Origin of the sequence: Nocardioides zeicaulis (assembly GCF_042432345.1) — a bacterium.
Lineage (GTDB): Bacteria > Actinomycetota > Actinomycetes > Propionibacteriales > Nocardioidaceae > Nocardioides > Nocardioides zeicaulis.
On sequence record NZ_JBHLXH010000001.1, the window covers coordinates 657272 to 678740 of the forward strand.

The 21469-nt window shown below is 73.7% G+C and carries 22 protein-coding genes; 9 read left to right on the forward strand and 13 right to left on the reverse strand.

The genetic code is table 11. The features are described from left to right. Window positions 1–27: 27 nt before the first annotated feature. Both ACFFJG_RS03255 and ACFFJG_RS03260 read right to left on the reverse strand, forming a co-directional pair. Window positions 28–2235 (reverse strand): ATP-dependent DNA helicase RecG, encoded by a 2208-nt coding sequence (locus tag ACFFJG_RS03255; protein ID WP_378517174.1) that lies wholly within the window; start codon window positions 2233–2235, stop codon window positions 28–30. 17 nt (window positions 2236–2252) lie between these two features. Continuing rightward, complete coding sequence (locus tag ACFFJG_RS03260) at window positions 2253–3917, reverse strand: fatty acid kinase ATP-binding subunit FakA (protein WP_378517175.1); 1665 nt, start codon at window positions 3915–3917, stop codon at window positions 2253–2255. A gap of 236 nt (window positions 3918–4153) precedes the next feature. Here ACFFJG_RS03260 and rpmB point away from each other — a divergent pair, with 236 nt between their 5' ends. Next, window positions 4154–4339, forward strand: a complete 186-nt coding sequence (rpmB, locus tag ACFFJG_RS03265; protein WP_056602600.1) for a 50S ribosomal protein L28 — start codon at window positions 4154–4156, stop codon at window positions 4337–4339. 201 nt (window positions 4340–4540) lie between these two features. Here rpmB and ACFFJG_RS03270 read toward each other — a convergent pair whose 3' ends face one another. Next, entirely contained in the window at window positions 4541–5491 is a 951-nt protein-coding gene (locus tag ACFFJG_RS03270) for a thiamine-phosphate kinase (protein ID WP_378517176.1), read from the reverse strand. 118 nt (window positions 5492–5609) lie between these two features. Between ACFFJG_RS03270 and ACFFJG_RS03275 the strand changes: the two genes are divergently transcribed. Together ACFFJG_RS03275 and ACFFJG_RS03280 are read left to right on the forward strand one after the other, a co-directional pair. Further along, the gene (locus ACFFJG_RS03275) at window positions 5610–5846 is read left to right on the forward strand and encodes an Lrp/AsnC family transcriptional regulator (RefSeq protein WP_211731239.1); all 237 of its coding nucleotides are present in this window, start codon (window positions 5610–5612) and stop codon (window positions 5844–5846) included. A 22-nt stretch (window positions 5847–5868) separates the two neighbouring features. Then, window positions 5869–6387, forward strand: a complete 519-nt coding sequence (locus ACFFJG_RS03280; RefSeq protein ID WP_378517177.1) for a DUF3515 domain-containing protein — start codon at window positions 5869–5871, stop codon at window positions 6385–6387. A gap of 10 nt (window positions 6388–6397) precedes the next feature. Here the strand turns inward: ACFFJG_RS03280 and ACFFJG_RS03285 are convergent, their stop codons facing one another. Then, the gene (locus ACFFJG_RS03285) at window positions 6398–7528 is read right to left on the reverse strand and encodes a D-alanine--D-alanine ligase family protein (protein WP_378517178.1); all 1131 of its coding nucleotides are present in this window, start codon (window positions 7526–7528) and stop codon (window positions 6398–6400) included. 32 nt (window positions 7529–7560) lie between these two features. On the opposite strand from ACFFJG_RS03285, the gene ACFFJG_RS03290 reads away from it, so the two are divergent. The 3 genes from ACFFJG_RS03290 to ACFFJG_RS03300 all read left to right on the forward strand — a co-directional run bounded on the left by ACFFJG_RS03290 (window position 7561) and on the right by ACFFJG_RS03300 (window position 9908). Continuing rightward, window positions 7561–8658, forward strand: coding sequence for a trans-sulfuration enzyme family protein (locus ACFFJG_RS03290; protein WP_378517179.1), 1098 nt, complete (start codon window positions 7561–7563; stop codon window positions 8656–8658). A gap of 132 nt (window positions 8659–8790) precedes the next feature. After that, window positions 8791–9348 carry an RNA polymerase sigma factor gene (locus ACFFJG_RS03295; protein WP_378517180.1) on the forward strand — a complete coding sequence of 186 codons (558 nt, stop codon included), beginning with the start codon at window positions 8791–8793 and terminating at the stop codon, window positions 9346–9348. Beyond that, a complete protein-coding gene (locus ACFFJG_RS03300; protein WP_378517181.1) occupies window positions 9345–9908 on the forward strand; it encodes a hypothetical protein in 564 nt (187 codons plus the stop codon). The genes ACFFJG_RS03295 and ACFFJG_RS03300 overlap by 4 nt, the downstream gene beginning before the upstream one ends. Before the next feature lie 227 nt (window positions 9909–10135). On the opposite strand, the gene ACFFJG_RS03305 is transcribed toward ACFFJG_RS03300, so the two are convergent. Both ACFFJG_RS03305 and ACFFJG_RS03310 read right to left on the reverse strand, forming a co-directional pair. After that, window positions 10136–11137 (reverse strand): NAD(P)H-dependent glycerol-3-phosphate dehydrogenase, encoded by a 1002-nt coding sequence (locus tag ACFFJG_RS03305; RefSeq protein WP_378517182.1) that lies wholly within the window; start codon window positions 11135–11137, stop codon window positions 10136–10138. Beyond that, a complete protein-coding gene (locus ACFFJG_RS03310; protein WP_378517183.1) occupies window positions 11134–11913 on the reverse strand; it encodes a lysophospholipid acyltransferase family protein in 780 nt (259 codons plus the stop codon). The genes ACFFJG_RS03305 and ACFFJG_RS03310 overlap by 4 nt, the downstream gene beginning before the upstream one ends. A 121-nt stretch (window positions 11914–12034) precedes the next feature. Between ACFFJG_RS03310 and cofC the strand changes: the two genes are divergently transcribed. Then, window positions 12035–12709, forward strand: a complete 675-nt coding sequence (gene cofC / locus ACFFJG_RS03315) for a 2-phospho-L-lactate guanylyltransferase (RefSeq protein WP_378517184.1) — start codon at window positions 12035–12037, stop codon at window positions 12707–12709. Between the two features lie 42 nt (window positions 12710–12751). Here cofC and ACFFJG_RS03320 read toward each other — a convergent pair whose 3' ends face one another. The 3 genes from ACFFJG_RS03320 to leuC form a co-directional block, all read right to left on the reverse strand. After that, complete coding sequence (locus ACFFJG_RS03320) at window positions 12752–13483, reverse strand: HU family DNA-binding protein (RefSeq protein ID WP_378517185.1); 732 nt, start codon at window positions 13481–13483, stop codon at window positions 12752–12754. Window positions 13484–13598: 115 nt separating this feature from the next. Further along, window positions 13599–14198 carry a 3-isopropylmalate dehydratase small subunit gene (gene leuD / locus ACFFJG_RS03325; RefSeq protein WP_378517186.1) on the reverse strand — a complete coding sequence of 200 codons (600 nt, stop codon included), beginning with the start codon at window positions 14196–14198 and terminating at the stop codon, window positions 13599–13601. 48 nt (window positions 14199–14246) lie between these two features. Next, window positions 14247–15659 carry a 3-isopropylmalate dehydratase large subunit gene (gene leuC, locus ACFFJG_RS03330; RefSeq protein ID WP_378517187.1) on the reverse strand — a complete coding sequence of 471 codons (1413 nt, stop codon included), beginning with the start codon at window positions 15657–15659 and terminating at the stop codon, window positions 14247–14249. A gap of 78 nt (window positions 15660–15737) precedes the next feature. On the opposite strand from leuC, the gene ACFFJG_RS03335 reads away from it, so the two are divergent. Both ACFFJG_RS03335 and ACFFJG_RS03340 read left to right on the forward strand, forming a co-directional pair. After that, on the forward strand, window positions 15738–16460 hold the full coding sequence (locus ACFFJG_RS03335) for an IclR family transcriptional regulator (protein ID WP_230443783.1): 723 nt from the start codon (window positions 15738–15740) through the stop codon (window positions 16458–16460). Window positions 16461–16677: 217 nt separating this feature from the next. Further along, window positions 16678–17091, forward strand: a complete 414-nt coding sequence (locus ACFFJG_RS03340) for a hypothetical protein (RefSeq protein WP_378517188.1) — start codon at window positions 16678–16680, stop codon at window positions 17089–17091. 14 nt (window positions 17092–17105) lie between these two features. On the opposite strand, the gene ACFFJG_RS03345 is transcribed toward ACFFJG_RS03340, so the two are convergent. From ACFFJG_RS03345 to ACFFJG_RS03360, 4 genes are all read right to left on the reverse strand, one after another. Next, entirely contained in the window at window positions 17106–17588 is a 483-nt protein-coding gene (locus tag ACFFJG_RS03345) for a methylated-DNA--[protein]-cysteine S-methyltransferase (protein WP_378517189.1), read from the reverse strand. Window position 17589: 1 nt separating this feature from the next. After that, on the reverse strand, window positions 17590–19065 hold the full coding sequence (locus tag ACFFJG_RS03350; protein WP_378517190.1) for an AlkA N-terminal domain-containing protein: 1476 nt from the start codon (window positions 19063–19065) through the stop codon (window positions 17590–17592). A 63-nt stretch (window positions 19066–19128) separates the two neighbouring features. Then, entirely contained in the window at window positions 19129–19803 is a 675-nt protein-coding gene (locus ACFFJG_RS03355; RefSeq protein ID WP_378517191.1) for a response regulator, read from the reverse strand. After that, on the reverse strand, window positions 19800–21437 hold the full coding sequence (locus tag ACFFJG_RS03360) for a sensor histidine kinase (protein ID WP_378517192.1): 1638 nt from the start codon (window positions 21435–21437) through the stop codon (window positions 19800–19802). Before ACFFJG_RS03360 ends, ACFFJG_RS03355 begins: the two co-directional genes overlap by 4 nt. Window positions 21438–21469: the final 32 nt, after the last annotated feature.

Here is a 21469-nt window from a genome sequence, read left to right on the forward strand (position 1 = left end):
CCGATGATCCGCGTCATGTCGTCGCGCTCAGCCCTTCTCGATGAATTCCGACGCCGTGGAACGCTCCACCTCGGAGACCGCCGAGGCCAGGTCCGGTGCCTGCGCGAGCTCGGGATCCTCGGAGAGTAGTGCCTCCGCGGCCTCCCTGGCACGCACGATCGTCTTCTCGTCGCGCAGCACCCGCAGCGAGACCAGGCCCGAGCGGAAGCCGGACTGGCTGGCGCCGAGGACGTCGCCCTCGCGCCGCTGCTCGAGGTCGACGCGGCTCAGCTCGAAGCCGTCGGTGGTGGCCGCGACGGCGTCCAGCCGCTCGCGCGCCGGCGTGCCCACCTCGGCGTGGGAGACCAGCAGGCACAGCCCCGGCAGCCCGCCACGGCCGACGCGGCCACGGAGCTGGTGGAGCTGCGAGACACCGAAGCGGTCGGCATCGAGCAGCACCATCGTGGTGGCGTTGTGCACGTCGACACCGACCTCGATCACGGTCGTCGACACCAGCACGTCGATGTCGCCGGCGGCGAACGCACGCATCGTGCGGTCCTTCTCCTCGGGCGCGAGACGGCCGTGGAGCATCGCGGTCCGCAGCCCGGCCAGCGGGCCGGCCGCCAGCTCGGCGTGCACTTCCTCGACGGCGGCGAGCGCCCGGCGCGGGGCGACCTCCTTGCCGTCCTCGTCGAGGTCGACCTGGTCGGACCCGCCCTCCTCCCCCGCGTCGCCGGAGATCCGCGGGCACACGACGTAGACCTGGTGGCCCTCCTGGACCTCCTCGCGGGCACGCTGCCAGACCCGGTCGATCCACGTGGGCTGGTCGGCGAGCGGCACGACGTTGGTCTGGATCGGTGCGCGGCCGGCCGGCAGCTCGGACAGCACCGACGTCTCCAGGGCGCCGAAGACGGTCATCGCCACCGTGCGCGGGATCGGCGTCGCGGTCATCACGAGCACGTGGGGCGGGCTGCCGGCCTTGTCGGTGAGCGCCGCGCGCTGCTCGACGCCGAAGCGGTGCTGCTCGTCGACCACGACCAGGCCGAGGTCGGCGAACTCCACGCGGTCCTCGAGCAGGGCGTGGGTGCCGATCACGACGCCCGCCTCGCCGGTGACGATGCGGAGCATCGCCTCCTGCCGCGCCGCCCGGCCCATCGACCCGGTGAGCAGCACGACCTGCGTGGCCTCGGCGGCGCCGCCGAGCATCCCGCCCTGCGCGAGGTCGCCGAGCATCGCGGTGATCGAGCGGTGGTGCTGCTGGGCGAGCACCTCGGTCGGGGCGAGCAGGGCCGCCTGTCCGCCTGCGTCGACGACCTGCAGCATGGCGCGCAGCGCCACGAGGGTCTTGCCGGAGCCCACCTCGCCCTGGAGGAGCCGGTTCATCGGGTGGTCGAGCCCGAGCTCGGTCGCGACCTCCTCGCCCACCTCGACCTGGCCCGCGGTGAGCTCGAAGGGCAGCCGGGCGTCGAAGGCGTCGAGGACCCCGCCGGGGCGCCGCGGACGGGCCTGCGCGCCCTGCGCCCGGTGGGCGGCCCGACGCCGGGCGAGCACCAGCTGCAGGACGAGCGCCTCCTCGAACCGGAACCGCTTCTGCGCCGCGCCCAGCTGCGCCCACTCGTCGGGCGCGTGGATCCAGTGCAGCGCCTGCATGATGCCGAGCAGGTCGAAGCGCTCGCGGAGCTCGGGGGTGAAGACGTCCGGCACGCCGGTGACGAGGTCGAGGGCCACCGAGACCACCTTCTGCAGGTCCCAGGTGTAGAGCTTGGCGGTGAGCGGGTAGACCGGGATGAGCTTGCTCATCATCACGCCCTCGTCGCCGTCGAGGGCGAAGCCGTGCGCCTGCTCGAGCTGCCAGCTCTCGCGGAACAGCTTGGCCTTGCCGGTGAAGATCGCCCGGCTCCCGGAGCGGAACTCGGCCTCGTTGCGCTCGGCGAGGGCCTGGTAGGGGCTGAAGAGCGTGATGGAGAAGTCCGGGCCGTCGGTGCGCAGCCGGATCGTCGTACGCCACTGGCGCCGGTTGGCGGCGGTGAACGGGGCGCTGGAGCACGAGCGCACCTCGCCGACGATGGTCAGCTGGTCGCCGACCTTCGGGGTGGCGACCTCGGAGAGCTCGGTGGCGGCGACGTAGCGGCGCGGGAAGTGCCGCAGCAGGTCGCCGACGGTGTGCAGGCCGAGGCCCTCCTCGGCGAGCTTGCGCTTCTTGTGGTGGTTGCCGAAGACCGCGGCGATGGGGCTGTCGGGGGTGATCGCGACCATGGGGGAAGCCTCGCCGCTCACTCCACGCTGACCAGCAGCGGGTACCTCGGCTGGCCGCCTTGGTGGACCGCGACGTCGACGTGCGGGTGCCGCTCCTCGACGTGGGCCGCCACCCGGCCGGCGAGGTCGGCGCCGCCCTCGCCCGCCACCACGGTCACGAGCTCGCCGCCACCGGCGAGCAGCCGCTCGAGCACCTCGCGGGCGACCTCCTCGAGGTCGGAGCCCACGACGGCGAAGTCGCCGGCGACGACGCCGAGCGCGTCGCCGGCCTCGCACGGGCCTGCCATCGTGATGGCGCGGCGGGCCGCGACCGTCACGGCGCCGTGGCGGGCGTGGCGGGCGGTGGCGGTCATCTCGCGGACGTCGGCGTCGAAGGCGCGGCCGGGCTCGTGCACGGAGATCGCGGCGAGGCCCTGCACCTGCGCGTGGGTGGGGATCACCTCGACGACCACGTCGTGCTCGGCCTCGGCGGTGCGGGCGGCGATCTCGGCCGCGCGGACCGTGTCGGCGTCGTTGGGCAGCACCACGACCTCGCGGGCGCCGCACTCGACGACGGCGTCGAGGAGCTGGCCGGTGGAGGGACGCTGGCCGGGCCCGCCCGGCACCACCACGGCCCCGGCCGAGCCGAAGAGCTCGGCCAGCCCGGGTCCGGCGGCGACCGCGACCACCTTGCGGCCGTCGCGGGTGCGGGCCCGCTGGCGGGTGGCCGCGACCTGCTCGGCGAAGTGGGTGACCCGGATCCGGTGCGGGCGACCGGCCGCGATGCCGGCCTCGACCGCCGCACCCACGTCGTCGACGTGCACGTGCACGTTCCACAGTCCGTCTCCCCCCACCACGACCAGGCTGTCGCCGAGGGCGGCGAGGGTGGTGCGGAGGGTGGCGACGGCGGTCGACTCGTCAGCGGGGTCGGCGGAGGTGTCGAGGAGGTACATCACCTCGTAGGCCGGGCCGTCGGGCGTCAGGTCCTCCCCCGGCTCGGCGTGCAGGGGCTGCGGGATCGCGTGGGTGCCGATCGGGACGGTGTACGGCGCGGGGCGACGGCCCGTTGCGGTGGTCTCGACGGCGTCGAGGACCACGGTCAGCCCGCGGCCGCCGGCGTCGACGACCCCCGCCTGCGCGAGGACGGGCAGCTGCTCCGGCGTACGGGCGAGGGCGGCTCGGGCCGCGGCGGCGGCGGCGGTGAAGACGTCGCGGGACCGGGCACCCGGCAGGGCGGCGGCCTCCAGCGCGGCGTCGGAGGCCGCCCGCGACACGGTGAGGATGGTGCCCTCGACCGGCGAGCCGACGGCGGCGTAGCTCGCGTCGGTCGCGGCCGCCAGCGCCTCGGCCACGGTCTGCGCCCGGCGGTCGTCGAGGCCCGCGGACGCCAGGTGGCCGACGTAGGCCCGCAGCATCTGGCTGAGGATCACCCCGGAGTTGCCGCGCGCGCCCATGAGGGCCGCCCGCGCCAGCAGCACCATCCCCTCCTCCAGCCCGAGGCCGGGGTCGGCAGCGCGCGCCTCTCGCAGCGCGTCGCGGGCCGCCGAGACGGTGAGGAACATGTTGGTGCCGGTGTCGCCGTCGGGCACGGGGTAGACGTTGAGGGCGTCGATCTCCTCGCGCGCGGCGGACAGGGCGTCGGTGGCGATGTCGACGAACCGGGCGACCGCGTCCAGGGTGATGCCGTGGGTGACTGGCTCCATCGAGTCGGTGTGCTCCCGGGGTCGGTGCTGGGCGGGTCTGGGTGCTCGTGGTGTCGTGCTCAGAGTGTGCACGGGCCTACGATGTGGTGCGCGCCACAGGGTAGTGCCCGCCGTCGCGGCCCCTGCGATTTCATCTCGTCGCCGGACCTCGGCTACTCTTGCGCGGTTGCCTTCGGCCGGCTCGTGCCGTCCGTGGAGCATCCAAGACATCAACCTCGAACGGATCGGAGTGCACGGTGGCTGCCGTCTGCGACATCTGCGCCAAGAAGCCGGGCTTCGGAAACAACCGTCCCTGGTCGCGCAAGATCACGAAGCGTCGCTTCAACCCCAACATCCAGCGCGTCCGGGCGACCGTCAACGGCACGCCCAAGCGCCTCAACGTCTGCACCGGCTGCCTCAAGGCCGGCAAGGTCTCCCGCTGACCTGACCAGACCTCGTACGTCGCCCCCGTCGCTCTGCGGCGGGGGCTTCGTCGTTTCCCGGGGGTCGCCGCGCCGGCTCGACCTCGGGTTCCCCCGGCTCACCGGGGGAACCCGGGGTTCTCGCAGCTTGCAAACCCCCAGAACCACGGGACTCGCGCGAGAAGTCCGGCCCCGCCCGCGGACCCCGGGGCGCGCGGAGACCTAGAAGTGCGTCCAGCCCGTCGCGCCGTCGTACGCCGAGCCGTCGACGGTGACGCCGCTGCCTTCGAGCACCTCGCCGATCACCTGCCAGCCCTCGGGCACGGCGACGTCGGGCGGGAAGGTCGCGAGCAGGGCGTGGTCGTCGCCGCCGGCGAGGATGAACTGCATCGGGTCGGCGCCGAGCGCGGCGCCCACGGCCTGGAGCGGCTCGGGCACGGCGAAGGAGGAGGCGCGCACGTCGATGGCGACGCCGCTGGCCTCGGCGAGGTGCCCGGCTTCGGCCAGGAGGCCGTCGGAGACGTCGATCAGCGCGGACGCGCCGGCCTCGGCGGCCTGGCGGCCGGCGGCGTACGGCGGCTCCGGGCGGCGGTAGGCCTCGACCAGCACGCGCGGGGAGCGGAAGCCGCGGCCGAGGACCGCGAGGCCCCCGGCGGCCCAGCCCTGGCGTCCGGTGAGCGCGAGCACGTCGCCGGGCCGGGCGCCCGAGCGCAGCACCGGCGCCTGGGTGCACTGGCCGATGACCGTCACCGCGATGACCACCTGGTCGGCGCGGGTGACGTCGCCGCCCACGACCGTCGCTCCGACGCTCGCGCACTCCTCGGCGAAGCCGCGGGCGAGGTCGAGCGCCCACTCCAGCGGCAGGTCGGCGGGCGCGGCGAGGCCGATGGTGAGGTGGCGCGCGGTGCCGCCCATGGCGTTGATGTCGGAGAGGTTCTGCGCGGCGGCCCGGTGCCCGACGTCGGACGCGCTGGCCCAGTCGCGGCGGAAGTGCCGGCCCTCGACCATGAGGTCGGTGGAGACCACCACGTGGCCGTGCCTGATCCGCAGGACCGCGGCGTCGTCGCCGGGTCCGACGAGCACGTGCTCGTCGCCCTCGAAGATCTCCACGAGCTGCGAGATCAGGCCGAACTCGCCTGCGTCGCCGAGCGTGGTGTCCGGTGTCGTGGCCATGCGCCCATCCCACCAGACGACCCGGGTGATCACAGTCACCCATCCCCTGTCGGCCCGGCCACGGCGCGCGATAGGTTGTGCCGGTCACACCCGCTGATCGAGACCGAGGAGTCCCACGATGGTCGTCCAGGCCTACATCCTGATCCAGACCGACGTCGGCAAGGCCGCCGAAGTTGCCCGCGAGATCGCCCAGGTCAACGGCGTCACGCTCGCCGAGGACGTCACCGGTCCCTACGACGTGATCGTGCGTGCGGAGGCCAAGAACGTCGACGAGCTCGGCAAGCTCGTCGTGTCGAAGGTGCAGAACCTCGAGGGCATCACCCGCACGCTGACCTGCCCCGTCGTGCACATCTGAGCCACGGCCCACCGCACCACCCGTGACCCACAGCCGACGCCCCGGACCCTCCACGGTCCGGGGCGTCGTCGCGTCCGCACCCGCGGCGGTGCTGCTGCTGGCCCTGGCCGCGTGCAGCGGAGGTGACGACCTCCGGATCGAGGCCCACGACCTCTCCGCCGCCGACCGCGCCGCCTGCGAGGCCCTCGTCGCGGACCTACCCGACACCCTCGGCGGCGAGGCGCGTCGGGCTGTCGAGCCGGCGGGTGCGCTCGGGGCCGCCTGGGGCGACCCGGCGTACGTCCTGACGTGCGGGGTGCCCGAGCCGTCCGACTACGAGCCCACCGCGGAGTGCAACGTGGTCAAGGGCGTCGGCTGGTACATCCCAGCCGACGAGCAGTCCGACCCCGAGGAGGACGCCACCGTGCTGGCGCTCAGCCGCTCGCCGTACGTCTCGCTCCGGGTGCCCGCGGAGCACCGGCTCACCGGCGTCGACCGCGCGCTCTCCGACCTCGCGCCGGTCCTGCGCGACGACCTCGGCCCCGGTCTCGACTGCCTCTGACCGCGCAGGCTCAGCGCAGGCCGGTGTCGCGGCGCAGCGCGAGCTGCACGAGCCGGTCGACGAGTGCGGGGTAGGACAGGCCCGAGGCGGCCCACATCTGGGGATACATCGACGTCGGGGTGAAGCCCGGCATCGTGTTGAGCTCGTTGATCACCAGGGCGCCGTCGGGCATGACGAAGAAGTCGACCCGCGCCAGTCCCTCGCAGGACAGCGCGTCGAAGGCGCGCACGGCCATGGCCCGCAGCTGCTGCTCGACGTCGGCGGGCAGGTCGGCGGGGATGTCGATCTCGGTGTGCTGGTCGGCGAGGTACTTGGCCTCGAAGTCGTAGAACTCGTGGTCACCGCCCGTGCGCACCTCGCCCGGACGCGACGTCTCCGCAGGACCCTCGACGGTGCCGAGCACGCCGCACTCCACCTCGCGGGCGCCCTCCATCGACTGCTCGACGAGCACCTTGGGGTCGTGGCGGAATGCCTCCTCGAGCGCGAACTCGACCTCGGAGGCGTCGTGGACCTTGCTGATGCCCATGCTCGAGCCGGCACGCGCGGGCTTCGCGAACGACGGGAAGCCGAGCTCCTCGACGCGGGTGCGGGTGCCGACCGGGTCGTGCTCCCACTCCGAGCGGGTGACGACGATGCCGGGCGTGACCGGGAGTCCGGCGGCCTGGAGGACCACCTTCATGTAGGCCTTGTCCATGCCGATCGCCGAGGCGAGGACCCCCGAGCCGACGTAGCGCACGCCGGCCATCTCGAGCATCCCCTGCAGGGTGCCGTCCTCGCCCCACGGGCCGTGGAGCAGCGGGAACACCACGTCGACCTCGCCGATCACCGACGGCACCGCGGTGGGCTCGGCCACGACGAGGTCGGTGCCGGTCGTGGCGGACATCAGGGCCACGGGCGAGCGGTCGGCGTCGACGGCCGGCAGCTCGGCGCCGCGGATCGCGAGGCGGGCGGGCTCGTCGGCCTCGAGCACCCAGCGACCGTCGGTGGCGATGCCGACCGGGACGACGTCGTAGGCGTCGCGGTCGATCGCGGCCAGCACGCTGCCCGCCGTGACGCACGAGATGCCGTGCTCGGAGGACCGGCCGCCGAACACGACGGCGACGCGGGGCTTGCGCGGGGTGCTGGCGGAGGTGTCGTTCATCGGCACGACCCTATCCACCTACGCTGGCGCCCATGGCTGCAGACCCGACCCGCGACTCCTCCCCCACCCCCGGCCTCCGCCCCAGCACGATCGCGGTGACCGCGGGCCGGCCGGAGAAGACGCCGGACGCGCCCCTCAACACGCCGATCACCATGGCGGCGACCTACGTCGCCGGCGGTGACGTGGAGTACGGCCGCTACGGCAACCCGACGTGGACGGCGCTGGAGGACGCGCTCGGTGCGCTCGAGGGCGGCCGGTGCCTGACCTTCGCCTCCGGGCTCGCCGCCGTCGCCACCGTGCTCGACCTGGTCGGCGCCGACGCGAAGGTCGTCGTGCCGCGCCACGCCTACACCGGCACGATCATGCAGCTCGCCGACCTCGAGTCCCGCGGCCGGCTGCGCGCGGAGCTGGTCGACGTCACCGACACCGAGGCGATGGTCGCCGCGTGCGCGGACGCCGCGCTGGTGTGGCTCGAGTCGCCGACCAACCCGGCCCTCGAGGTCGCCGACATCGCGACGATCACCGCCGCGGCGCACGAGGCGGGGGCCTACGTCGTCGTCGACAACACCTTCGCCACGCCGCTCCTGCAGCGACCGCTCGAGGACGGCGTCGACATCGTCGTGCACTCCGCCACCAAGTACCTCGCCGGGCACTCCGACGTGCAGATGGGCGCGATCCTCACCCGCGACGACGAGCTCTTCGACGTGCTCAAGGGCCGACGCGACCTCGTGGGCGCGATCCCCGGACCTTTCGAGGCGTGGCTGACCCTGCGCGGGCTGCGCACCCTGCACCTGCGCGTCGAACGGGCGCAGGACAACGCGCAGGAGCTCGTACGCCGCCTCGCCGAGCACCCGGCGCTCTCCGAGGTCCGCTACCCCGGCTTCGGCGGCATCGTGAGCATCGTCCTGGCCCAGGGCGAGATGGCCGCCGACCTGCTGTGCCGCAAGACCCGCCTGTGGGTGCACGCCACCTCGCTCGGCGGCGTCGAGTCGACCCTCGAGCGCCGGCGTCGCTGGAAGAGCGAGGCCGCCACGATCCCCGACGGCCTGGTCCGCCTCTCCGTGGGCATCGAGGACGTCGAGGACCTCTGGGACGACCTGCGGGCCGCCCTCGACGGCTGCGTCGGCTGAGTCGGCTGAGTCGGCGCTGCTGCGCCGCAGGGATGCACCGAGTCGGCGCGAATGTCCCGCAGAACCCCAGCGAGTCGGCGCGAATGTCCCCCGGGCGCGTAACGCCTGAACGCCCAGCGACGAAGTAGGGGCATGGACGATCCCCTCGACCTCACCGCCGTCGGGCGCGACCCCGACGCCTTCGAGGCGTTCTACCGCGAGCACCTTCCGTGGGTACGACGCTTCGTCGCCCGTCGCGTCGACGACCCGCACCTTGCCGCGGACCTGACGGCCGACGTCTTCATGGCCGTCGTCGACGGTGCGGCGGGCTACCGAGCGAGCGCTGGCACGCCCGCGGCCTGGCTCGCCGGCGTCGCCCGCAACGTCGTCGCCGACCACGTCCGTCGCCGGGCCCGGGAGACGCGAGCGACCGCACGGATCTCCGGTCGGGCCCTCCTCGACGACCACGCCCTCGAGCGCCTGGCCGAGCGGATCGACGGAGAGCGCCTCGCGCGCGAGCTCTACCGGTCTCTGGCGGCGCTGCCGGACAACCAGCGCGCCGTCGTGGAGCTCGTCGCCGTCGACGGCCTCTCCCTCGTCGACGCCGCGCACGCGCTCGGCATCTCCCCCGGCGCGGCGCGGGTGCGCTACCACCGTGCCCGCGCGAGGCTCCAGCATGCCCTCCCCAGCCCGTTCGAGGTGACCGCATGACCAGCACGCAGACTCCCGACCCCGACCTCGACGGGTTCGAGACCCGCCTGCTCGCCGAGCTGCGACGCGAGGTCGATTCCCTCCCACGGCGAAGGCCGCGCCGACACCTGCTCCTCCCAGCCGCGGCGGTCGCCGCGGTCGCGCTCCTCGGGGTCGTGGTGGTGCCGGGGCTCGGCCCCACGACGGCGTACTCGGTGCAGGAGGGCAACGCCGGAACGGTCGAGGTGGAGGTCCACCAGCCCGAGGACGCCACCGGTCTCGAGCGTGCCCTGGCCGAGCACGGCATCACGGCCGACGTGACCTACCTGCCCGGCCTGCAGACCTGCGCCCCCGGTCGCTTCACCGCGGTCGGCCGGGAGGTCGGGATGCGCTTGTCGATCGGCCAGGACCTGCTGCGGGTCATGCTGCCCCCCGGCGCCGTCCGAGAGGGCGAGACGTTCGTGATGGTCGTGTCCGTCGAGGCGCTGACGAACGACGGCCTCGACGGCACGGCCTCGGCGGTGTCGGCGGAGGTGGCGTCCGGCCCGGTCGGTCCGTGCGAGCCGGTCGCCGCGCCCTGACCCCGCGACAGGTGCACCGAGTCGGCGCTCGTGTCCCGCTGAACGGCGTCGAGTCGGCGCTCGTGTCCCGCGAGACCGGGCCCTCGTGGTGCACCAGCGCTCGCCCGGTGCGGTCAGCCAGGACATTGGCGCCGACTCGGTGCGATCAGCCGGGACATTCGCGCCGACTCGGTGCGATCAGCCGGGACATTGGCGCCGACTCGGGGCGTGCAGACGCGTCAGCTCGGTCAGTGCAGCTCGGGCTTGGTGTCGCGGGCGATGAAGGAGCTCATCATGTCCTGGGCGGTCATCCGCCCGTCGACGACGGCGTCGACGTGGTGGGCGATGGGGGCGTCGACGCCCTCGCGCTCGGCGAGGGCGAGCAGCGACTTGCAGGACTTGGCGCCCTCGGCGACCTGGCGCGTGCTGGCGTAGATCTCCTCGGTCGTCATGCCCTGCCCGAGGCGCTCGCCGAAGGTGCGGTTGCGCGAGAGCGGCGAGGAGCAGGTGGCGACGAGGTCGCCGAGACCGGCCAGGCCCATCAGCGTCAGCGGGTTCGCACCCTGCGCCGTGGCGAGTCGTGCGGTCTCGGCGAGACCGCGGGTGATCACCGAGGCGGTGGTGTTGTCGCCGAAGCCGAGGCCCACCGCCATGCCGACGGCGAGGCCGACGACGTTCTTGTAGGCGCCGCCGATCTCGCAGCCCAGCACGTCGAGGGAGGTGTAGGGGCGGAAGGACGGACCGTGCGTGATCGCCTGGAGCTGCGTGGCGCGCTCCTCGTCGGTGCACGCCACCACGGAAGCGGCCGGCTCGCGGCGGGCGATCTCGCGGGCGAGGTTGGGTCCGCTGACGACGGCGATGCGGTCGGGCGAGGCGTCGGCGACCTCGTGGATCACCTCCGACATCCGCATCAGCGAGCCGAGCTCGACACCCTTCATCAGCGACACGATGGTGGCGTCGCCGGGCAGGATCGGCGCCCACTCGGTGAGGTTGTCGCGCAGCGACTGCGACGGCACGGTGAGCACCACGACGTCGGCCCCGGCTGCGACCTGCTCGGCGTCGGTGGAAGCGCTGATCGACGGGGGCAGCTCGATGCCGGGGAGGTAGTCGGTGTTCTCGCGGCGCTCGTTGACCGCCTCCACGACCTCGTCGCGGCGACCCCACAGCATCACGTCGTTGCCGGCGTCGGCCAGGACCAGCGAGAACGCCGTGCCCCACGATCCGGCGCCGAACACGGCGATCTTCGTCATCGGGTGCGTCTCCTCCTGGCCCGCTGGGCGTCGTCGTGGGGGTTGCCGGTCTCGCGCACGCCCTGCTGGCGCGGGTCGAAGCGCTCGGCCGGCGCCGTCTCGCCGCGGATGTCCTCCACGAGCGCGGTGATCGCGGCCATGATCCGGTCGGTCGCGGCCGCGGTGGTGGCGGCCCCCTGCGGGGCGGCGAGGAGGTCGTCGAGCGGCACCGGGTCGCCGGCCTTCATCACGATGTCCTTGCGCGGCACCAGGTGCGGCTTCTTGGTGTAGGGCGGCAGCACCTCCTGCGCGCCCCACTGCCCGACGGGGATGACCGGGCACCCGGTGGCGAGCGCGATGCGCGCCGCCCCGGTCTTGCCCTTCATCGGCCACAGGTCAGGGTCGCGGGTCAGCGTGCCCTCGGGGTAGATCACGATGCACTCGCCCTGCTCGATCGCGCGCACGGCGGCGTCGTACGCGCCGATCGCGTTGCGGCTCAACCGCTCGACCGGGATCTGGCCGGCGGAGGTGAGGAAGCCGCCGAGGTACTTGTTGGAGAACAGGCCCGACTTCGCGAGGTAGCGCGGCAGCCGGCCGTGGTCGTAGACGAAGTGCGCGGACAGCAGCGGGTCGAGGTGGGAGATGTGGTTGATCACCACGATGCAGCCGCCGGTGGCGGGGATCTTCTCGCCGTCGATCCAGGTGCGGGACGTGGCGCCGAGCAGGGTGGGCTTGAGGATCACCGCGGCGACGGTCATCGCCCAGCCGCGTTTCTGCTCCAGCTTCCTGACGCGCACGCGCCACCCTCCTCGACCACGGGCCCCGCCCGGACGCGCCGTGCGTCGCGAGCAGGCTACTCGGTCCCACCGGTGGCATGACCCCTGCGGCACGCGGGCGTCGGGTGGGAGGATCCTCGTGATGACTGCCGACACCACCCCTGATCCCGCGCCCGCTGCCTGGGCCCTCGTCGTGCCGGTGAAGCCGCCGGCGCGCGGGAAGTCCCGCCTCGTCGGGACCACCGACGACCAGCGGCGCGAGCTCGCCGAGGCGTTCGCGCTCGACACCGTCGCCGCAGCGGCCCGTGCCGAGGGCGTCGTCGGCGTGCTGGTGGTGACCGACGACTTCCGGCTCGCGGCCGCGCTGCGGGAGGGCGGCCACGAGGTGGTGCCCGACGGCGTGAGCGAGGACCTCAACGCGACCCTGGTGCAGGGCGCGGCCGAGGCCGTACGCCGGTGGCCGGGCTCGGTGCCGGCCGCCCTGTGCGCCGACCTGCCCGCGCTGCGCGCCGACGAGCTCGCCGCCGTGCTCGCCGAGGCTGCGGAGGTCGTGGACCGCGGCGGCGCGGCGTTCGTCCGTGACCGCGTGGGCAGCGGCACCACGCTCTACGCCGCGCCCCTCGCGCGCTTCGACCCGCGCTTCGGGGTCGGCTCGGCCGAGCGGCACGCCGACGACGGCGCGACCGAGGTCGGGGTCGACGCAGCCAGCGTGCGCGCGGACGTCGACGACGTCGCGGACCTCGGCGTCGCGATGGTGCTGGGCCTGGGCGCCCGTACCGCCCGGGCGAGCGGAAGGCGGGCCACCCCCCAGGGGTGACCCGCCCTCACGCGGTCGTCGCGGCCCGGGGGCCGCGACGGATCAGGACTTCTTGGCGGTCTTCTTCGCCGGGGCCTTCTTGGCCGTCGCCTTCTTCGCGGTCGACGACGACGTCGTCTTCTTGGCGGCGGTGGTCTTCGCGGCGGTCGTCCTCGACGCCGTCTTCTTGGCAGGAGCCGACTTCGTCGCGCTCTTCTTCGCCGGAGCAGACGTCGAGGCCGACGTCTTCTTCGCGGCCGTCGACGTGGAGGCCGTCTTCTTGGCAGGGGCGGACTTCGTCGTCTTCTTCGCAGCCGTCGACTTCGAGGCCGTCGACTTCGAGGCCGTCGACTTGGAGGGCGTCGACTTCGTCGCGGTGGTCTTCTTCGCCGCCGTCGACCTGGAGGCGGTCGACCTCGACGCCGCGCCGGTCGCCGCGCCGGTCACCGCAGCTGCGGCAGCGCGCACGCTGGCCGGCGGCTTGGGCATCGTCGCCGCGGTGAGCTTCGGGAGCTTCTTGGCGCCGGAGATGACGTCCTTGAGCTCCTTGCCGGCGGAGAACTTCGGCACCGCCTTCTTCTTCGACTTCATCCGCTCGCCGGTCTGCGGGTTGCGCACCCAGCGCGCGCTGCGCACGGCCTTCTCGAACGAGCCGAAGCCCGTGATGGCGACCTTCTCCCCCTTGGCCACCTCACGGGTGATGGTGTCGAGCACCGACTCCAGTGCGTGGGCCGCCTGCTTGCGGTTCCCCTCGTAGCGCGCCGCGAGCGCGTCGATGAGCTCTGTCTTGTTCACTAGCTTCCCTTCCAATGAACCCTGGAAGTCGAGCCCGTGCCCGACCCTCTGCTCGGCACGCTAGGCACATCGAAGGGTGAGGACAATCACCATCGCCCTTATTTGTCGGGCTTTTTCAGGCCGTGACGGGCTTCCACGACGGACGCGACGACTCGAACGAGGAGATGTCCTCGTCGTGCCCGAGGGTGATCCCGATGTCGTCGAGACCCTCCAGCAGGCGCCACCTCGTGTAGTCGTCGATGTCGAAGGAGTCCTCGACCGCGTCCTCACCGGCGCCGGCGCGCACGGTCCGGCTCTCGAGGTCGACGGTGATCTCCCCACCGGGGTGGTCAGCGAGCCAGTCCCACAGGCGCTGGACGACCTTCTCGTCGACCTGCGCCGCGAGCAGGCCGGCCTTGCCCGCGTTGCCGCGGAAGATGTCGGCGAACCGCGAGGAGATCACGACCCGGAAACCGTAGTTCTGCAGCGCCCACACCGCGTGCTCGCGCGAGCTGCCGGTGCCGAAGTCGGGCCCGGCGACCAGCACCGAGCCCGCGGCGTACGTCGGGTCGTTGAGGACGAAGTCGGGGTCGCCGCGCCAGGCGGCGAACAGGCCGTCCTCGAACCCGGTGCGGGTGACCCGCTTGAGGTAGACCGCGGGGATGATCTGGTCGGTGTCGACGTTGCTCCGCTTCAACGGCACGCCGACGCCGGTGTGGGTGGTGAACGCGTCCATCAGCTGCTCCTGGTCCGAAGGGGTTTCGAGGCTCGCTCCGCTCGCACGTCAACCACCGACGGGCGTGAGGTCGGCGGGCGAGGAGAGGGTGCCGCGCACCGCGGTGGCGGCGGCGACGGGCACGGAGACCAGGTGGGTGCGGCCACCCTTGCCCTGCCGGCCCTCGAAGTTGCGGTTGGAGGTCGACGCGCTGCGCTCCCCCGGGGCGAGCTGGTCGGGGTTCATGCCCAGGCACATCGAGCACCCCGCGCCGCGCCACTCCGCACCCGCGGCGAGGAAGACCTGGTCGAGCCCCTCGGCCTCGGCCTGGAGGCGTACGCGCACAGAGCCGGGCACCACGAGGAGCCGGGTGTCGTCGGCGACGTGGCGGCCCTCGAGGATCGAGGCGGCGAGGCGGAGGTCCTCGATGCGACCGTTGGTGCACGAGCCGACGAACACCGTGTCGACCTTGACCTCGCGCAGCGGGGTGCCGGCCTCCAGGCCCATGTACTGCAGGGCCTTCTCGGTGGCGACCTTGTCGTTGGGCTCGTCGAAGTCGTCGGGGCTCGGGACGCTCGCGCCGAGCGGCGCGCCCTGGCCGGGGTTGGTGCCCCACGTGACGAACGGCGTCATGGTCGAGGCGTCGAGGACGATCTCCGCGTCGAACACGGCGTCGTCGTCGGTGCGCAGCGTCCTCCAGTGCGCGACGGCGGCGTCCCAGTCGGCTCCCTTCGGCGCCTCCGGCTTGCCCTCGATGTAGTCGAAGGTCGTCTGGTCGGGAGCGATCAGGCCGGCCTTCGCGCCCCACTCGATCGACATGTTGCACACCGTCATCCGGGCCTCCATCGAGAGCTCCTCGATGGCCTGGCCGCGGTACTCCACGATGTAGCCCTGGCCGCCGCCGGTGCCGGTGTGCGTGATCAGCGTCAGCACGAGGTCCTTGGCGGTGACGCCCTCGGGCAGGCTGCCGTTGACGGTGACCGCCATGGTCTTCGGCTTCGGCTGCATCAGCGTCTGCGTGGCGAGGACGTGCTCGACCTCGGAGGTGCCGATGCCGAACGCGATCGCGCCGAACGCGCCGTGGGTCGAGGTGTGCGAGTCGCCACACACGATGGTCATGCCCGGCTGCGTGAGCCCGAGCTGCGGGCCGACGACGTGCACGATGCCCTGCTCGACGTCGCCGAGCGGGTGGAGGCGGACGCCGAAGTCGGCGCAGTTCTTGCGCAGGGTCTCGACCTGCGTGCGCGAGACCGGGTCGGCGATCGGCTTGTCCCAGTCGACCGTGGGGACGTTGTGGTCCTCGGTGGCGAGGGTGAGGTCGGGTCGGCGCACGCGGCGGCCGGCGAGGCGGAGGCCGTCGAAGGCCTGCGGCGAGGTCACCTCGTGGAGGAGGTGGAGGTCGATGAAGAGGAGGTCGGGCTCTCCGGGCGCGCTGCGGACGACGTGCTCGTCCCACACCTTCTCGGACAGGGTCTTGCCCATCTCGCACTCTCCTTCTGGTCGGGCTGTGGGACAACCGTACGTCTTGCATCCCACTCCCTGAGATGAGAATATCGGAATATGGACAACGGATCTGGCGTCGGCGTTCTCGACAAGGCGGCCCTCGTGCTCGCCGCTCTCGAGGCAGGGCCGGCCACGCTCGCCGGGCTCGTCGCAGGCACGGGCCTGGCCCGCCCGACCGCCCACCGCCTCGCCGTCGCCCTCGAGCACCACCGCCTCGTCGCCCGCGACATGCAGGGGCGGTTCGTGCTCGGCCCGCGGCTGGCCGAGCTGTCCGCGGCCGCCGGCGAGGACCGTCTCCTGGCCGCCGCCGGCCCGGTGCTCGCACGCCTGCGCGACATCACCGGCGAGTCCGCCCAGCTGTGGCGCCGCCAGGGCGAGCACCGCGTCTGCGTCGCCGCCGCCGAGCGCCCGTCGGGCCTGCGCGACACCATCCCGGTGGGCTCGCAGCTGACCATGAACGCCGGCTCCGCCGCCCAGATCCTCCTCGCGTGGGAGGACCCGGAGCGGATGCACCGCGGCCTGCAGAACGCCGCCTTCTCCGCCACCGCGCTCTCCGGCATCCGCCGCCGCGGCTGGTCGCAGTCGGTCGGCGAGCGTGAGCAGGGCGTCGCCTCGGTGTCCGCGCCGGTCCGCTCCCCCGGCGGCAAGGTGATCGCCGCCGTGTCGGTCTCCGGACCGCTCGAGCGGCTCTCCCGCCAGCCGGGCCGGATGCACGCACCCGCCGTCCTCGCCGCCGCCGACCGGCTCTCGGAGTCGCTGCGCCGCGCTGCGGCCGACTGACCCGCCGCCACCCTGGCGGCGTACGACACCTCCGACGGCCCGAGCGATGTCGTATCCCGCCACCCTCGGCCCGCCCGCCGCCACCCTGGCGGCATACGACATCGAGACCGGCCCGCACCATGTCGTATCCCGCCACCCTCGGAGCGCCGACTGACTGAACGACAGCGCCCGACGACAAACGGCTGTGCGGACGGTCCGGCTGCGGGAGGCTGTCGGCATGAGACACCTCGTCGCGGTCCTCGTCCGCCTCGCTGCGGTGGGCATCGCGCTCACGGCCTACACCCTGGCCGTCGTGCCGCTGCTGGCCGAAGGGGGCGACGACGGCCTCGGGGCCGGGCTCATCGCCTTCGCCGCGCTCGTGGTCGCGGGCTTCGTCGGTGCGTGGGTGGACGCCCGCAGGCAGGGCTTCCTGGTCGCCGTCGGCTGGTGGGTGGTCGTCGCCGCCGGGCTGGCGGTCGGGTGGTGGATCGCCCTCGCGGTGCCGCAGGACGGGTCGGCCTCCTTCGGCGAGCTCCTCGCCGACGGCGCCGGCTCGATCCCGTTCACGATCGGACTCGTCGCCGTCCCCGCCCTCGTCGGGGCGGCGATCGGACGGGCCACGGGCCGCTCCGCGGAGCGGGCGACGGCCTGAGGCCGGGCGGACGACTAGAACAACGCGTCCTGCTCGAGCTCGAGCAGCTGCTGCTTGCGCTCCAGCCCGCCGGCGTAGCCGGTGAGGGTGCCGTTGGCGCCGATGACGCGGTGGCAGGGCACCACGATCGGGATCGGATTGCGCCCGTTGGCCAGGCCGACGGCGCGCGACGCGGCGTTCGTCATGCCGAGCCGGCCGGCGATCTCGCCGTAGGACGCGGTCTCGCCGTAACCGATCTGCGCGAGCTGCTGCCAGACCCGCTGCTGGAAGTCGGTGCCGACCGGTGCGAGCGGCAGGTCGAAGTCGGTGAGCTCGCGGGAGAAGTACGCCGACAGCTGGCGCACCGCCTCGACGAGCACGGGCGCGTCGTCGGCCTGCTCCCCGAGGGGCCGTCCGTCGACGGGTGGGCGGAAGGGCGAGAACTCGATGGCGGCGATCGCGCCGTCGCGCTCGACGATCCGCAGGTCGCCGATCGGCGAGGGCATCACGGTCCACATGTCAGTCGGCCTCCGTCTGCCCGGTCACGGGCATCAGTGTGTTCCACAGGTGCATCAGGGCGTACGACCGCCAGGGCCGCCACCGCTCGGCGTCCCCGACGTCGCCGCCGAGACCGGCCAGCACCTTCTTCACCGCCAGGTCGGTCGGCAGGAAGACGTCGGGGTGCCCGAGCGCGCGCATCGCGACGTAGTCGGCCGTCCACGGGCCGATGCCGGGCAGGTCGAGGAGCGCCCGGCGTACGTCGTCCCGGTCGGGTCCGCGGTCGAGCTCGACGCGGCCCTCGGCCAGAGCGGCTGCGAGGCCGACCAGCGCCCGTCCGCGGGCGCGCGGCATCGGGAGCTGCTCGGGGTCGGCGGCGGCCAGTGCGGCCGCGTCGGGGAAGAGGTGGGTGAGCCCGGGGACGTCGGTGTCGACCGCGCGACCGTGCGCCGCGACCACCCGGCCCCCGACCGTGCGCGCACCGGTCACGCTGACCTGCTGGCCGATGACGGTGCGGAAGGCCGTCTCGTCGCCGTCGACCTGCCCGGGCACCCGGAGGCCCGGCGTGGCGCGCACCAGCTCTCCGAGCAGCGGGTCGGCGCCCAGCTGGTCGTCGACGGCCCGCGGGTCACAGTCGGCGTCGAGCAGGCGGCGCACCCGCTCGCTGGCCGCGGCGGTGTCGCGCAGGTCCTGCAGGCGGAACTCCGCGTCGACGAAGCCGGTGCCGCCGGCGGGCAGGTCCGCGAGCTCGAGGCGGACGGTGCCGGGAGCGTGCGGCAGGTCGAGCGTGCGGGCGTACCAGCCGGGTCCGGCGGTCTCGACGCCCGGGACGAGGTGGTAGGCGAGGAAGTCGAGCATCCGCCCGCCGGCGAACGGGGTGCGCACCGGGAGCCGCATCCGCACCGCTCCCCCGCCCGACGCCCCGCCGCGGCGTCCGCGCAGCTCGCTGGGCGAGGCGGCGTAGATCTCGCGCATGGTCTCGTTGAACTGCCGCACGCTGGAGAAGCCGGCGGCGAAGGCCACGTCGGTGAGCGGCAGGTCCGTGGTCTCGACCAGCACCCGTGCGCTCTGCGCGCGGCGGGCCCGGGCCAGCGAGAGCGGCGTCGCACCGAGCTCCTGGGCGAGCACCCGGCCGAGGTGGCGCGGGGTGTAGCCGACCCGCCGGGCCAGGCCCTCGACACCCTCGCGGTCGACGAGGCCGTCCGCGATCAGGCGCATCGCGCGACCGGCGACGTCGGCGGCGACGTCCCACTCGGGGCTCCCCGGCGTCGCGTCGGGCAGGCACCGCTTGCAGGCGCGGTACCCGGCGGCGTGGGCGCTGGCCGCCGTCGGGTGGAAGGTCACGTTGCCGGCGGCCGGGGTCCGCGCGGGGCATGAGGGGCGGCAGTAGATGCCGGTGGTGCGCACGGCGGTGTAGAAGACGCCGTCGAAGCGGCGGTCCCGGCTCTGCACGGCCCGGTAGCAGGAGTCCGGGTCGAGGTGTCCGGTCGGTGTCATGCCTCGATCATGACGAACGCCCGCCCGTCGTACCAGCGGGAAACGGACACCGCGGGCAGCGGTTCAGCCGCGCACGTAGCGGCGCTCGGGGCGGCCGGCACCGCCGTACTGCAGGCGCACCGTGACCCGCCCGCGCGCCACGAAGTGCTCGAGGTAGCGCCTGGCCGAGACCCGGGAGATCCCGACCGCCTCGGCGCACTCGGTGGCCGAGAGCTCGCCGCGGGCGGCCAGGGCGGCCTCGACGGCGTCGGCGGTCTCGGGGCTCAGGCCCTTGGGCAGTGGCGCGGCCGGCGCCGGTGCGGCGCCACCGCCGCCGAACACGGCGTCGATGTCGTCCTGACCCGGCGCGCCCGACGCGAGCGCGGCGTGCGCGGCTCGGAACGACTCCAGACGCACCCGCAGGTCGTCGTAGTCGAAGGGCTTCACCAGGTAGTGGGCCGCGCCTCCTGCGGCAGCCGCCCGCACCGTGTCGGCCTCGCGGGCCGCGGTGACGACCAGCACGCCCACGTCGTCGCCGCGCGCGCGGAGCCGGCGCAGCACCTCGATGCCGGTGAGGTCGGGCAGGTGCACGTCGAGCAGCACGAGGTCCGGGCGCAGACGCGCGACGTCGTCGAGCGCGGCCTGGCCGGTGCTGGCGACGCCGACGACGCGGAAGCCCGGTGTGCGCTCGACGAACTGGGTGTGGATGCGGGCGACCATGAAGTCGTCGTCGACGACGAGCACGTCGAGCTCGCTCATCGTGCCTCCCTCCCGGCCACCGGCGCGGGGGCCACCTCGACGCCGGGCAGACGCGCCGCGAACACCGCGCCTCCGTCGGCGCCCCGGTCGACCGTCACGGCGCCACCCCGACGCTCGCAGACGACCTGCACGAGCGCCAGCCCGACACCCCGCCCCTCGGCCGTGGACGTCTTGGTGCTCCACCCGCGGCGGAAGATCTCGCCGACCCGGTCGGGCGGGACGCCCGGGCCGGTGTCGACGACGGTGAGGTGGACGGTGTCGTCGTCGATCGCCAGGCCCACCTCGACCCCCGTGCCCCCGACGGAGACGGAGGCGTCCACGGCGTTGTCGACGAGGTTGCCCAGCACGGTGCCGACGTCGGTCGAGGCCTCCGGGTCCAGGCGGGGCAGCAGGCTGTCGTCGGTCACCCGCAGCACGACGCCCCGCTCGGCGGCCAGGCTGGTCTTCGCGATCAGCAGCGCGGCGACCGCCGGGTCCTCCACCCGGGCCAGCACCGCGTCGGAGATCTCGCGGCGGCGTCGGCTCAGCGTGCCGACGAGCCGCGAGACCTCGTCGTACTCCTCGAGCTGCACGAGCCCGGAGATGGTGTGCAGCTGGTTGTGGAACTCGTGGGTCTGCGCGCGCAGGGTGTTGGTGATCGACTCGCGCGCGCTGAGCTCGCTCTGCAGGGCCAGCAGCTCGGTGCGGTCGCGCAGGGTGATCACGCTGGCGACCCGGCGGCCGCGCTCGAGCACCGGGTTGCGGTTGACGACGAGGACCCGGTCGCCGAGCACCACGACCTGGTCGCGGATCTCGGTGGGGTCGGTCAGGAGGTCGTGCACCGCCGGCGCGACGTCGAGGTCGTCGACGCGGTGGCCCTCGACGTCGCCCTCCAGCGACAGCAGCTCGCGCGCGCTGTCGCTCAGCACCGTCACCGTGCCGTCGTCGGAGACGGCGACCACCCCCTCGCGCAGCGAGTGCAGCAGCGCCTCGCGCTGGTCGGCCAGGGCGGCGATGTCGGCCGGCTCCAGCCCCCTCGTACGCCGCCGGATCAGGCGCGAGAGCAGGAACGAGCCGGCCATCCCCAGCGCGAGGCCGAGACCTGCGACCGGCACCACGTCGATCAGGACGCTGTCGGCCCGCTCGCCCCAGGTGGGGTACTCCTCGGCCACCACCGCGATGCCGACCAGCGCGAGCCGGCGGTTGATGATCGGCACCTGCGCGGCGATCGAGGACGTGCCGAAGTCGTCGACGTCACCGGTCCAGGCGCGCAGGCGCTGGTCGGGGCTGCCCAGCAGGTCGAACCGCTCGTCGCGACCCGCGAAGTCGCTGCTGACCAGCACCGTGCCGTCCGGTGCGACGAGGTAGACCCCGCTGGCCTGGTAGCTGTCGCGTGTGACCTGGGTGATCGTGGCCAGGGACCCCCGCTTCTCGGCGACGGTGCCGTCGCGGAACGTCGTCCGGACGAACCGGTCGTTGGCCAAGCGCTCCGCGGCGTCGCGCATCGCGGCACCCCGCGTGGCGCGGAAGTCGGCGTCGCTCTGCTGCACCGAGACCACGCTGGCCACCACCACGACGACCAGCATCACGCTCACCTGCAGCACCAGGAACTGGCCGGCGAGCGTCGCCGGCCACCACCGCGAGCGTGACCACAAGTTCCACAACCTCCATTGCTTTCCCAAGCGTG

What these genes read in the sequence shown, in the direction of transcription:
- leuC (WP_378517187.1), bottom strand. Translation starts at nt 15,659, where the DNA reads ATGGGCAAGACCCTGTCCGAGAAGGTGTGGGACGAGCACGTCGTCCGC.
- ACFFJG_RS03260 (WP_378517175.1), bottom strand. Translation starts at nt 3,917, where the DNA reads ATGGAGCCAGTCACCCACGGCATCACCCTGGACGCGGTCGCCCGGTTC.
- ACFFJG_RS03340 (WP_378517188.1), top strand. Translation starts at nt 16,678, where the DNA reads ATGAGACACCTCGTCGCGGTCCTCGTCCGCCTCGCTGCGGTGGGCATC.
- ACFFJG_RS03285 (WP_378517178.1), bottom strand. Translation starts at nt 7,528, where the DNA reads ATGAACGACACCTCCGCCAGCACCCCGCGCAAGCCCCGCGTCGCCGTC.
- ACFFJG_RS03300 (WP_378517181.1), top strand. Translation starts at nt 9,345, where the DNA reads ATGACCAGCACGCAGACTCCCGACCCCGACCTCGACGGGTTCGAGACC.
- ACFFJG_RS03350 (WP_378517190.1), bottom strand. Translation starts at nt 19,065, where the DNA reads ATGACACCGACCGGACACCTCGACCCGGACTCCTGCTACCGGGCCGTG.
- leuD (WP_378517186.1), bottom strand. Translation starts at nt 14,198, where the DNA reads ATGGACGCGTTCACCACCCACACCGGCGTCGGCGTGCCGTTGAAGCGG.
- ACFFJG_RS03345 (WP_378517189.1), bottom strand. Translation starts at nt 17,588, where the DNA reads ATGTGGACCGTGATGCCCTCGCCGATCGGCGACCTGCGGATCGTCGAG.
- cofC (WP_378517184.1), top strand. Translation starts at nt 12,035, where the DNA reads ATGACTGCCGACACCACCCCTGATCCCGCGCCCGCTGCCTGGGCCCTC.
- ACFFJG_RS03270 (WP_378517176.1), bottom strand. Translation starts at nt 5,491, where the DNA reads ATGGCCACGACACCGGACACCACGCTCGGCGACGCAGGCGAGTTCGGC.
- ACFFJG_RS03355 (WP_378517191.1), bottom strand. Translation starts at nt 19,803, where the DNA reads ATGAGCGAGCTCGACGTGCTCGTCGTCGACGACGACTTCATGGTCGCC.
- ACFFJG_RS03295 (WP_378517180.1), top strand. Translation starts at nt 8,791, where the DNA reads ATGGACGATCCCCTCGACCTCACCGCCGTCGGGCGCGACCCCGACGCC.
- ACFFJG_RS03335 (WP_230443783.1), top strand. Translation starts at nt 15,738, where the DNA reads ATGGACAACGGATCTGGCGTCGGCGTTCTCGACAAGGCGGCCCTCGTG.
- ACFFJG_RS03305 (WP_378517182.1), bottom strand. Translation starts at nt 11,137, where the DNA reads ATGACGAAGATCGCCGTGTTCGGCGCCGGATCGTGGGGCACGGCGTTC.
- ACFFJG_RS03290 (WP_378517179.1), top strand. Translation starts at nt 7,561, where the DNA reads ATGGCTGCAGACCCGACCCGCGACTCCTCCCCCACCCCCGGCCTCCGC.
- ACFFJG_RS03255 (WP_378517174.1), bottom strand. Translation starts at nt 2,235, where the DNA reads ATGGTCGCGATCACCCCCGACAGCCCCATCGCCGCGGTCTTCGGCAAC.
- ACFFJG_RS03275 (WP_211731239.1), top strand. Translation starts at nt 5,610, where the DNA reads ATGGTCGTCCAGGCCTACATCCTGATCCAGACCGACGTCGGCAAGGCC.